The 13,217-nt window shown below is 44.5% G+C and carries 10 protein-coding genes; 4 read left to right on the top strand and 6 right to left on the bottom strand.

The features are described 5' to 3' along the window. The first annotated feature begins 15 nt into the window (after positions 1 to 15). From IGK61_RS04250 to IGK61_RS04240, 3 genes are all read left to right on the top strand, one after another. A complete protein-coding gene (locus IGK61_RS04250; RefSeq protein ID WP_010747680.1) occupies positions 16 to 1,593 on the top strand; it encodes a PucR family transcriptional regulator in 1,578 nt (525 codons plus the stop codon). Beyond that, positions 1,590 to 2,387 (top strand): alpha/beta hydrolase, encoded by a 798-nt coding sequence (locus tag IGK61_RS04245; RefSeq protein ID WP_016610618.1) that lies wholly within the window; start codon positions 1,590 to 1,592, stop codon positions 2,385 to 2,387. Before IGK61_RS04250 ends, IGK61_RS04245 begins: the two co-directional genes overlap by 4 nt. Before the next feature lie 203 nt (positions 2,388 to 2,590). Then, positions 2,591 to 3,736 (top strand): cation:proton antiporter, encoded by a 1,146-nt coding sequence (locus IGK61_RS04240; protein ID WP_060791741.1) that lies wholly within the window; start codon positions 2,591 to 2,593, stop codon positions 3,734 to 3,736. Between the two features lie 156 nt (positions 3,737 to 3,892). On the opposite strand, the gene abc-f is transcribed toward IGK61_RS04240, so the two are convergent. The 4 genes from abc-f to IGK61_RS04220 all read right to left on the bottom strand — a co-directional run bounded on the left by abc-f (position 3,893) and on the right by IGK61_RS04220 (position 9,625). Further along, positions 3,893 to 5,362 (bottom strand): ribosomal protection-like ABC-F family protein, encoded by a 1,470-nt coding sequence (gene abc-f / locus IGK61_RS04235; RefSeq protein WP_074534914.1) that lies wholly within the window; start codon positions 5,360 to 5,362, stop codon positions 3,893 to 3,895. A 359-nt stretch (positions 5,363 to 5,721) separates the two neighbouring features. After that, positions 5,722 to 6,990: a dicarboxylate/amino acid:cation symporter gene (locus IGK61_RS04230; protein ID WP_074534913.1), complete on the bottom strand. Its 1,269-nt coding sequence runs from the start codon at positions 6,988 to 6,990 to the stop codon at positions 5,722 to 5,724. 18 nt (positions 6,991 to 7,008) lie between these two features. Then, a complete protein-coding gene (locus IGK61_RS04225; protein ID WP_074534912.1) occupies positions 7,009 to 8,259 on the bottom strand; it encodes an MFS transporter in 1,251 nt (416 codons plus the stop codon). Between the two features lie 151 nt (positions 8,260 to 8,410). Beyond that, a complete protein-coding gene (locus tag IGK61_RS04220; RefSeq protein WP_074534911.1) occupies positions 8,411 to 9,625 on the bottom strand; it encodes a pyridoxal-phosphate-dependent aminotransferase family protein in 1,215 nt (404 codons plus the stop codon). A 130-nt stretch (positions 9,626 to 9,755) separates the two neighbouring features. Between IGK61_RS04220 and IGK61_RS04215 the strand changes: the two genes are divergently transcribed. Beyond that, positions 9,756 to 11,387: a PucR family transcriptional regulator gene (locus IGK61_RS04215; RefSeq protein WP_060791737.1), complete on the top strand. Its 1,632-nt coding sequence runs from the start codon at positions 9,756 to 9,758 to the stop codon at positions 11,385 to 11,387. 30 nt (positions 11,388 to 11,417) lie between these two features. On the opposite strand, the gene arcC is transcribed toward IGK61_RS04215, so the two are convergent. After that, positions 11,418 to 12,353 (bottom strand): carbamate kinase, encoded by a 936-nt coding sequence (gene arcC, locus IGK61_RS04210; RefSeq protein WP_074534910.1) that lies wholly within the window; start codon positions 12,351 to 12,353, stop codon positions 11,418 to 11,420. Then, positions 12,326 to 13,189 carry a DUF2877 domain-containing protein gene (locus tag IGK61_RS04205; protein ID WP_074534909.1) on the bottom strand — a complete coding sequence of 288 codons (864 nt, stop codon included), beginning with the start codon at positions 13,187 to 13,189 and terminating at the stop codon, positions 12,326 to 12,328. Before IGK61_RS04205 ends, arcC begins: the two co-directional genes overlap by 28 nt. Positions 13,190 to 13,217 lie beyond the last annotated feature (28 nt).

Here is a 13,217-nt window from a genome sequence, read left to right as displayed (position 1 = left end):
AAAAAGGAGCATTTTATGAAATTAAAAGAATTGGTTGAACTGCCGCTTTTTGAAAAAAGTAAAGTCCTGACTGGCTCCATTGGTTTAACAAATTCCGTCGGTTCCGTCATGGTGCTGGAAGCGATGGACATCGAGAAATGGAGCAAAGCCCATCAATTGATTTTGACTTCTTTTTATGCCTTCAAAGACCAATCCCCTGAGGAACTGCGTGTTTTTTTTGAAAAAATGCAGCAAATCGGTGTCAGCGGTTTAGTGATCAAAGTGGATCGCTTGATCCCTATGATCCCAGATTGGGTGATCGAGCTTAGCTTTGCTTATCAGATCCCTTTGATCAAAGTGCAGCAAGAAGTCAGCTATGAAGCCATCATGCTAGCGGTTTACGAACCATTGCTAAATCACCAAACCCAGCTGCTGCGCACCTATTACGAAGTTCGCCAGCGCTTCATGAAAGTTGAGCGCAACCACTCTTCTTTCGATCAGATCATGCAGGAGTTCTATCAATTGATCGAAAAGCCTTGTTCGTTGCGCATTCCTCATTTAGATGTGCATGTGTCCGTCGGTCAATCCTTTAAGAATTTCGTGGTGACCAAACAAGAACCCATGAAAACCATCGAGTTTACCAAGAACCACTACGAATATTTGGAATTATTTTCTCATGAGAACAATCAATATGTGACTGCCATAAAAGTAGAGATCATCAATCCTTACAATGATCTGTGTACCTTGATCGTTTATCAGAAAGATTCGCAGATCCCTGAGGCAAAAGTCATGATCATTGAAAATGTGATCGACGTCATTTATGAACGCCTCCAAATGGAGTATTTGTTGAAGAAAGAACGCTACAATCGCATGAACAATCTGGCCGATGCGATCTTACAAAACACTCCTAGTAATTTGGCTGAGCTGGATCTTTTGTTAGAAGAAGCGCAACTGGATCGCTACGATTTCTACCAAGGCATTGCCTTTGCTTCCAACAGCTTTAAAGATAAGGAGCGTAAGTCCGTCGTCTTGCACAAGCTGCGGGCGTTGAAAACACCCCACGTCTTTTTCGAACACCACAATTATTTGGTGATCCTCTATAATTTCCAATCGATCGCCCATCAGGTGACGAAACAGATGCTGCAGACACATTTTGATAATGCCCTATTAGCCGATGAACATGGCTGCTTGGTGGTCAGCGAAGTCTTGCGCAAGGAACAGATCAAAGAGATCCTGCCAGAGTGTTTGGATGCGATCCGCTTCAATCGGCAGTTTTATTTGGCGCCGATCATTGCCTATAGCGACTTAGGTATCTTTAGTTCCTTTATCAAGGAGAACCAACTAGAAAAGCTGCAGCAAAGCATTCCCCCGAAGCTGTATCAACTTTCGGAAGAAAATGAAGAGCTGTTCAAAACGCTGTATACCTTTTTTATCACGAATCGCAATTACAAAAATACGGCTGAAACCTTGTTTCTTCATGCCAAAACGATTCGCTACCGACTAAGCAAAATCGAACAGCTACTAGAGATCGATCTGACAAGTCCGATCCAATTAGTCAATTACGAGATCGGCACCTATTTATTAGAGCTTCAGAAAAGGAGTCAAGCAAAATGAAAAAAGAATGGCAATTGACCACCGGTGCTTCGGTGTCCCTTTATCCTGCTTCGGAGAAATACCTGATTTACTTTCACGGCGGCGGTTTTGTTTATGGAACCCGTCAAGACATTCCCGCATCACTGATCGCACTATTTCAAGAGCAGCAATACAGCGTCCTCACAGTCGATTATTTACTGGCGCCCAATTCCTCGTTAGCGGAGATTTTGGCGCTGAACTGGCAAAATTTTCAAGAATTGCAAGCAACTGTGCTTAAAGATAACCCGTTTTGTTTCTGCGGACGCTCAGCTGGCGGTTATTTGATGCTGGCGCTGACCCAGCAATTACTGAAGGAACAACAGAGATTGCCTGAAAAACTGGTCAACTTTTATGGGTATACCGATCTTTCTTTTATTGAAAACAAACGAGTCTTGCAGCAGCCGCTCTTAAGCAAAGAGCAAGTCCCTTCTTTGGATCAAACCGAGATCGTTTGGGATGATCCGCAGTTTCAGCGCTATTTGCCTTATGTTTATTGGGTTCAACAGCAAGAACTCACCACGATCTATGGTCTAACAGCTGAAGCTCTTTCTGACTATGCCATTGATCCTGAGCTGCTTGCTCAATTTCCTCCAATTTTCAGCAGTGCCAGCAGTACCGATGAGGAAGTTCCTTTTCGTTACAGCAAAGGCTTGAAGAAAGTGCCTAAAAGCAAATTTGTCCCTGTCTATGATTTGCCCCACGACTTTTTGAAAAACGTCGAGGAGCCGCAAGTCCAAATGGTGTTTCAGCAGCTCGCCCGTTGGCTCAAACAATAATTTGATACAAGTAAAGTGAAAATAATGTTTTTTTATTTCGACGAGTGCACAGAAAAACTCTGATTGCCTTCGCTTCCTCCTTATCTCAAAAAACGTGCGGTTTAATGAAACTCTTTTAATAAAAAAGGCTTGATACAGGCTCAATTCAAGAGAGAATGCTATACTAAAAGGGAGTATGTTATAGGAAAGAAGGATGAGGTTTTATGCATTTTGTCGGGATTTTGTGTTTGATCCTAATCACGACGACCCTCTTCTCGCATCTGGCGAGACGGATGGGCGTTCCTGCTGTTATCGGGCAGTTGTTAGCAGGGGTTTTATTAGGAGGCGCAGGACTCAATTGGGTCCATCCAGATATTCTGGTTCATGATTTTTCAGAGATTGGTGTTATTTTGCTGATGTTTTTAGCGGGACTGGAAAGTGATATTTCTTTATTGAAACGCTATTTTCGTCCTGGGATGCTCGTTGCCCTTTTGGGGATCGTGTTCCCAATGCTCTTCGGGTATGCCACGGGGGTCGGTTTTCAAAGCAGTCCCACAGAAGCGTTCTTTTTCGGGATCGTATTAGCTGCCACCTCAGTCAGTATTTCTGTCGAAGTATTGAAAGAGTTGAATGTGGTGAATACGAAAGAAGGGTCGACGATTCTTGGTGCTTCCGTCGTGGATGATATTTTGGTCGTGTTGGTTTTGAGTCTTAGCCTTTCCTTTTTAGGCGGCGAAAGCAGCCAAGCAACACCACTGCCGGTCACCTTATTGGTAGAATTGATTTATTTTGTGTTGATTTTTCTATTAGTGAAATGGATCGCTCCGTTCTTATTGGCGCTTGCAGAAAAGCTATTTGCAAATTCCGCGGTGATCATCATGTCACTGATCATCTGCTTAGGAATGGCGTATCTTGCTGACCTCGTTGGGTTAAGCTCTGTCATTGGTGCCTTCTTCGCAGGGATCGCTGTCAGTCAAACGAAGGTTCGTGAGGAAGTGGAACACAGTGTCGAAGCATTAGGTTACGCCGTCTTCATTCCGGTGTTCTTTGTCAGCGTTGGCTTAGAAGTTGATTTTTCCCGCTTAAATGAGCAATTATTCTTTATTCTTGCCTTTACCGTGGTCGCGATCTTGACCAAACTGGTCGGCGGCTATGTCGGGGCGAAAATCGCGAAATTCTCGAACAACAGTGCTTGGATGGTGGGAGCTGGAATGATTTCCCGAGGTGAAATGGCGTTGATCATTTTGCAGATTGGTCAACAAAACCAATTGATTTCGTCCGCATTGTATTCCCCTTTGGTGATCGTTGTCTTGTTGAGTACCTTGATCTCTCCCCTGATCTTAAAATACTTTACGAAAAAGATTTATTAAGCGATGTAGCAACAGCTAGGCGATACCGATGATTGCGAAAAAAACAGCACGGGTTTTGTAGTGACCGCTCAACGGCCGATTGTTGATCGAACGTTGGGCGGTCATTTCCTTTCCCGCGCTGTTTTTCTCTATACAGGTATAAAAGCGACAATGCTGCTAGTTACTAGAAACCAATGTTAATTTCCCATGATCGATTTGATACACGTCATCCGCGACGGCATCGATAAACGCTTGATCGTGCGATGTGAACAAAACCATGCCTCGATAGCTGCGAATCAATTGTTCCAAGACCGTGATTGTCGGTAGATCAATAAAGTTCGTCGGTTCATCAAGTATCAAGACATTGGCAGGTTGAGTAAAGATGCGTGCGAGCTCGACCCGTGTCGCTTCTCCGCCGCTCAGCACATTGACTGGCTTCCTCACGTCAATCTGGCTAAATCCCAGATTGTGTAAAATACTGCGGACCAGTGGTTCCTGATAGTCTGTTTGAGCCATCAATTCCGTCAAAAGCGGGGTGGTGCTGTTTTTTCGATAGCCCATTTGCTCGTAGACCGCAAAGAGGATTTTCGGTGATACATAGATTCCCTCTCCACCTGCGATGATTTCTTTTAGTAAAGTCGACTTTCCCGAACCATTCGGACCCACGATAGCGATTTTCTTCCCGGCAGCAAACTGGAAACTGCTGCTGTCTAACAAACATTTCGCCCCTCTTTGAATGGTTACTTGCTCCCCACGAATCGGTCGTTTATTATGCAGTTCCACTGCAGGGACTACTGGAAAACGAATCACCTGCTGCCGGGCGACGCCCTTCACTTCTTCCAACTGATCCAAGCGGCTTTCCATGGCTTTGACTGTTTTTTGCAATGACTTTTGCACCGTGTCTTTTTGTTTTGATGACGACAAACGGTCTGGTCGGATGTTCTGCTGCCGCTTTTTTTCAGAAATACGACTGCTCTTGATCGCTTGTTCTTTTTTCTTTTGGATTGCTTGGGTCAACTGCTGTTTTTGTTGCCGATACTGCGTCGCCTCCCAGGCAACACGCTGTGTCGCTTGCTCTTTTTGCTGTCGGTAACTGTCATAATTGCCAGAATACTCGGTGACTTTGCCTTGATCGACTTCCCAGATTTTCGTTGCCAGCTGATTCAATAGGTACCGATCATGACTGACCACGATCAGGGTGCCATAATAATACTGCAATTCCTCAATCAAGAATTGAATTCCTTGCTGGTCTAAATGGGTCGTTGGCTCATCGAGCAAAAGTCCTAACCGATAGGAAGATAACGTTTGTGCCAACCGGTATTTGGTCTCCTCCCCGCCGCTTAGTGTCGCCAATTCATTTGTTGGGATCGAAAAACGACCAAACAGCGCCCAGTCAAGGGCCTCCGTCTTTTCAGTCACCTCAGCGATTTGCGGGAAATAGTGAAACGAATTTTCTCTTTGGATCGTTCCTGAATCAGGATCGATCACTCCCGCAATCAATTTTAGCAAGGTAGACTTGCCTTGCCCATTTGCGCCCACGATCCCGATACGATCCGTTTGATAGGCACTCAGTTCTTCAATGTTCAGTACTTCTTTGGCCCCATAATTTTTGATTAGATTGTTTATTTTTACACTTAATTGTTCCATCAGTCTGTCCTTCCCGTCTAGGAAAACGCAAGCACAAAAAAAGGGCATAGCCTACCGCTATACCCTGATTTTAATAAGAAATTGGAAAAAAGAGGACACTCATCCCTTGAAATCACGATTGCCTAGACTTTTGAAATAGATTTAAGTTAGCTATTCAAAAGGTCAATCCACAATTTCATCGATGCTGTCATGTTTTTTCCTCCTCTTTTTGTCGTAGTTGTCTGTTGAATGACAAGCGGAAAATCAGCCGCTACTGTTTACCGTTTACGGTATTTCAGGAAGCTTCCTTAGTCTATCAACGAATCAATCGTAGCACGTTTTCAAAAAAGAGTAAAGTTTCATCACATGAATGATTGGTCTTATACGCCATCGGTGATTTTTTCTGCTAATTTGACCGAGGCTTTTTCACCATTGAAGACTGCATGATCCAGTTCTCCTTCATCATGAGCAACGATCAACGCCACTGTGACGTCAGGGTCAACATTCAAGAGGGTCCGAAACATCCCAGAAAACCAATCGATCCCAGCCAGTAAGGCGATGCTTTCATTAGGCAGTCCTAACATAGGTAAAACCGTGGCCAGTGTGACTAATCCGCCACCTGGAACGACGATCGTTCCCAAGCATGCCAACGAGGACAACAAGACCACTTGCAAAAGATCCCCCCAGCTCAATTGGATCTGGTACGCCTGAGCAACGGTTACGATTGCCAGGGCTAAAAATAAGGAGAGCCCATTGCTATTTAAGGTCATGCCCAGAGGCATCACGAGCTTATTGATTCGATCACTGATTCCAAATCGTTCTTTGCCATCTTCGATTTGAAACGGTAATGAAACAGCAGAAGAGGTAGTCGTAAAGGAAATCACCGAGAGGCGCCACATGTTCTTTATCAAACGAAACAAGGAAACTTTGCAATAGAGTGACGTCAAGAGAAACCAAAGAAACAAAAAGAGCAAAGATGCTGCTGCTAACGTCAATAAAAAACTGGCTAACATTCCCAAAACACGAATACCGGTATCTTCTACTAAGGAAGCAACAAGGCCGAAAATCCCGATCGGCGCCAACTTCATGATCATGCTGACCATTTTTAACAAAATATGATTAAAACTACTGATCATATCTAGAAACAGCTGATTCTTTTTTTCATGCTTGATCAAGCTCAAGGCAAGGCCAAAGAAGAGCGAAAAAATAATCACTTGGATCATATTCTGCTCCACCATGGCTTGAATAATGTTCAGTGGAACAAAGTTTAAGATGACTTCTTCCATGCTGCTGGTACTTAATGCAGTTTCTGTACTTTGCAGCAGCGACTGATCAAGGCCTGCGCCAGGCTTGAGGATCAAGGCGAACAAGAGACCGAAAATAGCGGCGACGAGGGTCGATCCAGTAAACCAGAGGAAGACTTTCCCGCCGATCCCACCTAATTCTTTTGGATCAAGTCCCCCCACCGCTTCAATCACCGAGCCCATGACCAGTACGACCACAGACATTTGAATCAGTCGCAAGAAAAAGTCCCCGACTAGCTGCATTTGATCACCTAAACCGGGAAAGGAAACGCCCCAAAAAATCCCCAATACCGTTGCAATCATGATTTGGTTGGTCAAACTGATTTTTAAGGATCGTTTTTTCATCTTTTGTGCCTCACTTTTCTACTTTGCTGTTTTCTTAGAGTTTACAGTCAAGAATAAGAATGTACCACCGATCAACAAAATAATTGCGATATAAAAGCCCATTACTTTTGACCCTGTTGCATCCGAGATCGATCCGGTCAATGTTGGTGCGATAACGGAAGACATCATGCCGAAAAAGTTGAAGACCCCTAATGTCGTACCGACCCCAACTTTGGGTGCATTTTCCCCTAGCCAAGAAATGATGATTGGTTCAACCGCTAATTTCCCAAGGAACCCGTACAAGATCAACGCGATCATTAAGAATGTCGAATTTGTCGCTTGCACCGTTACTAGTAACATCAACGCCGCCAATACTTCTAAAATAACGATAAAAGTTACTTTTTTGTGCATGTATTTGTCTGCCAAGCGGCTAAAGAACAATGCCCCAGGAATCGAAGCAAATGCTACCAATGAAGAAGAGAAGCCGATCGCGACTCCTTGGAAGCCTCGTTCTGTTCCTAAGAAGTTTGGTAGCCAAGTAACCGTCATATAGTAGGCATAACACGTCGCAAAATATAACACATACGTAAAGAGCATCCGCAGTGAGAACAAGGTCGAAAGGGAAACTTTTTCTTTCGGCTGATCCGTTGTTTCTTCTTCAGCTGCTGCTTGGCTCTCCAAGAAAGCCATGTCTTCTTTGTTACTGCGGATCACCAATGCAAAAGCGATCGTCATACAAACGATCAAGAAAGCGGATAAATACATCATTGTTTGCCAAGGCATGTTCATCTGAATAACGATAAAGCTTGATAAGATCATCCCAAACCCTGAACCAACGGCAGAACCACTATTGACGATCGCTGTTGAGAAGCTCTTCTTTTCTTTCGGAATGTTCTGTGAGGTCAAAGAATACGCTGAGCCGTAAAATGACCCACAGCCGATCCCTGCTAAAAAGCTACCGGTATAGATCATGGAGATTGAAGAGGCTTGTGAAATCAGTAAAGCTGCCAGTGCAAATACCACGAATCCTGGAAGCAGAACTGTTTTCTTCCCAATCTTATCCACCAAAAAGCCGGCAGGAATCTGCATGATTACATAGCCAAAAAAGTAAAAGCTGGCAATCGATCCTAACGCTGTATCAGAAATATTGCCGCCAAGTGACTCATTGATTTGCGGATAGACTGGCGATAACGCAGCGCGATAAATCCAGATAGTGACCCAGCCTGAACACATTAAGATAATAATTTGTTTCCAGTAGGCAAGCCCACCACGTTCTTTATTGATTTCCATTTTTTTCCCTCCATCAGTTACACAAGTAAAGTTTGTGAAGCACGCCAACGAAAGCGCTTTAAGATAGTATTAGTGTACGTTTTTTTGCCAAAGATTGCATTTGTCATTTTTCACAAAGCGCTTTCAGTCGTTGTGCATTTGTGCTAAAAATTTAAGTCGTTTTTTGGTAGTAATTTAACGCAGCGATGAGCGCTTTGCCGGCAGAAATTGGTGCTTGCTGGTACAATAGTGCCCCTTCTAACGCGGCTAGGACATGTAAAATATTTTCTTTGCGGCTGCTGTAGCCCATATTTCCAATCCGCCAGATTTTTCCTTTTAGATCACCAAATGAACTAGCGATCTCTACACCAAAGGAGTGAAGCATCTCTTCTCGGACAGCTTCGCCATCAACACCTTCTGGAATAAAGATGGGGGTAACTGTCGGCATTTTGGTTGCTTTTTCGCCATAAATCGAAAGCCCCATTGCCTCCAGTCCAACGACCAACGCCCCTTCATTCGTCAAATGACGTTGATAGGCTGCATCGAGGCCTTCGTTTAGCAACATCCGTAATCCTTCATGAAGCGCATAGATCATACTCGTCGCTTCTGTGTGATGGTTGATTCGCTCTTTGTTCCAGTAGCGTTGCAATTGACTCATATCCAAGTAATTACTCATAATGTGCCGCTTGTTTCGATCCGTTTTGCTCAAGCCTAATTCTTTTTGGTAACGGGCATTAAGGACGGCTTCGACTCGCTCGTTGTAGGTCACTAATGAAAGACCAGACGGCACACTTAAACACTTCTGAGTGCCGGCAATCGCTAAATCGACACACCAATCATCGACTGACAGGGCCACGCCACCATAAGTCGCCACCATGTCAACGACAAAGAAAATATCTTTTGCGCGACAATACTGCCCGATTTCTGCTAACGGCTGCATTTGCCCATTGGCAGTTTCCCCGTGGACCATCGCCACGATCTTGGGTTGAAATGCGTCGATTTCTTTGATGACCTCTGCGGGTGCAAAAGGAGCCGTCCATTCTTTTTCTACATATTTGACTTGCGCTTGGGCACGTTCACAGATTTCTCCCAGTAAGAAAGCAAAGCGCCCATAGGCTGGGATCAAGACTTTGTCCCCTGGTTCGATCAAAGCGATCAGCGCCGCTTCTAAACCAGCTCGGGAAGTCCCATCAATGGCAAATGCCTCTTTGTTTTTGGTTCCAAACGGTTGTTTGATCATTTCTTTGACCTCATCCATGATCGCCAAGAAATTCGGATCAAACTGCCCCAAAATACGATTGGTCATTGCTTGTAGAACAGCTGGATGGGCTTCTACAGGCCCAGGTGTCATGATCGTACGTTGTGCGATCGTTAACTCTTTATACATCTTTTTCCCTCATTTCTCTTTTTGATTTCACTGTCCAACGCCTTGTCAACGTTTCCAAGTTTGTTGTACAATAAAGCTAAAAAAGGACATGTTTTTGTTTGTTTTGTTCAATTCCAAAAGGAGTTTCTCTATGAAGTTAGTTGCTGAATTGCTTGCTATACCACGCTTTTCCAATTTGCGTTTATTGACAGATCCCCTGACTGCGGAAATTCCCGTCGACAGTATCGAAATCACCGAGACCCCCGATATCGCCCACTATATTCCTGAGCATACCTTTATCTTAAGCACGGCGATGGTTTATAAAGATAATCAAGGAGCGCTTCTAGAGCTGATCGATTCTCTCGTAGCCAAAAATGCCGCTGGATTAGGCATCAAGATCGGTCGTTTTTTGGATGTCATCGATCCTGAAGTCATCGCCTACGCCGATAGCTTGGGTTTCCCCATCGTAGAAGTACCTGCCACGATGCCGCTAGGTCGTTTGATGCACCAGCTTTTGAATTTGCTATGGAACACCAAAACCGAGCAGCTGAGTTATGCGTTAGACATTCAAAAACGGTTCTCTGCTTCCTTGATGAAGGATGTCAGCATCGCTCGCTTTATCGCTGATTTTGGCCAAATGGTCAATACACCGATCATTTTGTTGAATCCTTTTAAACAAGTGATTGCCCACTCCAAGCATTTCACCCGCATGTCAAAACCCGCGGAGTACTACATCCACCAATTAGGACAAACGAAAGGGGTTTTTACTGGTGAAAAAAGCGGGGCGATCCCTATCAAAGATCTTCATGAAAAAACGTCACAAATTTCTTATTATGCTATTGAAACCTCCACTTATTTCCCCCATTATTTAGTCATTTTGAATCCTGAGGCGATTCCTTATCCTGTCTCGGATTTTGCACTGGAACAAGCAGCCTTGGTCTTGTCGTTTATGCTTTACAAGAACCAAAAAGTGCAAGAATCTTTTGAAGATTTAAAAAGTGACTTTTTAACACGGATGATCGAATACCAGCAATCCACCAAGCAAGAACAAAAAGATTGGTTAGATCTCGGAAAGACTTACGGGTTGGTCAAAGCCCGCCATTATCGTGTCATCTATGGTGCCTGTGAACCAACTAAAGAAACCAAAGGCAAAGACAAATACCTAAAAGAAGAAAGTGACCTGGTCTATCAGTGGTTTAGTGAACAACTGCCTTATCGCATCAAAGATGTTTGTCTCTTTCGCTTAAAGGGCAGCAATCACTTTGCGATTTTCGTGCAGCACAAGTGTGATGCCTTAGAAGACCATTTGATCGAGACCGCCAATGCTTTGACCAATCGGTTGCCATTTCGAATGGCCTTTGGGGTAGGGAGTGTCTGTGAAAGTATCAATGATTTAGCCAGCTCCTACATCGAAGCAAAGACTGCGTATGAAGAGCGAAGAGGCCAGCATGATTCTTCCATCGTCTCTTTCTACCATCAACGGGGAATGCGGAGTCTATTTGAAAAAATGAGCCCTGAAGATATCCATTATTTCTGCCGTACGATTCTTAAAGAATTGGCGTTTCCGCAAGAAGATGCCACCATCGAATTGCGCAAAACCTTACGGGCTTACTTGGATTATCAATGTGAGATCACCCGCACCGCCAAAGCCTTGTTCGTTCATCGCAACACGATCAAATACCGCATCGAACAGTGCCAAAAGCTACTAGGAAAAAACGTGCATGATCCTAGCATCAGCCTGGATCTGCGTTTAGCCCTTGAGCTGTCGGAAGAAGGCGACTAATAGGCGAATCAAGCAGTTGGATCGCTGGTGTTACCCAGCGATCCTTGTGCCTGCTTCACCTAACAATGCTAAGTCCGCTTCTTCCAATGAGCAGATGATTGCTGTCTTTCCTTGTTTGGCAAACGCAATCGCCGCTTCCATTTTCGGCCCCATACTACCTTCTGCAAAATGCCCAGCATCAAAATATGCTTGCGCTTCACTTACGGATAAGCCCGTTAATTTTTCTTGTTTCGGTGTTCCATAATTGATATAAACGTTGTTGACGTCGGTCAGCATCATAAATACATCGGCATCCACTTGTTCTGCCAGTTTTTTCCCAGTTCGATCTTTATCGATGACTGCTTCGATCCCTTTCAAGCCTTCCGCTTGTTTTACGATTGGAATCCCACCGCCACCACCAGCGATCACGATGGTATTTTGATTCAATAAATGAACCATTGATTCCACGCCGTGGATCGTCACAGGTTGTGGAGATGGCACGACGCGACGGTACCCACGTCCAGCATCTTCTTCCATCACCCAATGTTTTTCCTCAGCCATCTTTTTTGCTTCTTCTTCTGAGTAGAACAAGCCGATCGGCTTCGTTGGCTTTTCAAACGCGGGATCATCCGCTGCCACTTCCACTTGGGTCAATAAGGTCACGACATTGCTGGTCAGTTCTTCTTGCTCGATTTTATTTTTGATACTTTGCTCCATTAAATAACCGATAAAGCCTTGTGACTCTGCATTGCAGACATCCAGTGGAAAAGGCGGCACGACTTCTTTGGCTTCTTCATTTTGTCGTAAAATATTGCCGACTTGCGGACCATTGCCGTGCGTCACGACGATTTGATGGTCAAGCTTCTCGATTTTAGCGATTTGTTCCGCACTTAACTGGATATTTGCAAGCTGTGTTTCTACGGTCGCTGGTTGATTCGGTTTTAAAATTGCATTGCCCCCTAGAGCGATGACCACTCGTTTTGCCATATGAATTCCTCATTTCTATTGTTTTGAAATTGATCGATACTGCGAGCAAACCCTGCCAAAAAGTCGGCCCCCGAGGTATGACCGATCGCTAGTATCTCTTTAATTACTTGGGAAAAAGCCACTGAATCGGTACACTTGGTCAAGGATAATGCCGATTGATTGAATGCGCCTGTCAGTGCATGAAGAAGATAGTGTTTACTGACGTCAGTCGTTAAATCATTGACTGTCAACAGCCTTCTTTGTAGATAAGCCACCAAGCGGGTATCTTCTTGCCCCATCACTCGACGAGCCAGTAAATGACCAACTAGCATATCATCGCCTGTGGGGGTCAATCCGACACCCCGTCCGACTAAATAAGCGACTGCTTGCCGTTGTTCCTTAAATGAAGGCGTGCATAGCTGATCGATTGCGTCATAAAACGGATGATTGCTGCGGATGGTTTCTGAAACAGCTTCTTGAATCCCCGTCTTTTCCGTGACGTTTTGAAGGGTTGACCAAAACAGTTCTCGATCAAATGGGACTGTGCCAGCTGGAAATGTGGTTGTAAATTTGGCTGCCTTTTGAAAAGACAGACGATGATGCGGAAAATGGATCACCCGTTGCTGAACCAAAAGAGTGGTACCAGCAACTAAGCCTGTCGCCAACGTTGCATAATCGTCGGCAGCTAAAATCATCCCTTTGGGCACGCGAGCCGCTTGTTTGGAGACACAGATCAGCTGATCCTGACGAGGATCTTGTAGATTGAAACTATGCTGAAACACACTGTGAACGAGCCAGTTGCCATTGATAAATGCGGGTTCAAATAAAGCTTGGTCGATCCATTTTGCCTGTATCATCACTAGGTTGCTCCTTTTTCACGTTTTC

The organism is Enterococcus sp. AZ063, from assembly GCF_051715045.1.
Taxonomy (GTDB): Bacteria; Bacillota; Bacilli; order Lactobacillales; family Enterococcaceae; genus Enterococcus_D; species Enterococcus_D casseliflavus.
This window is presented reverse-complemented; position numbering and strand designations above follow the sequence as displayed.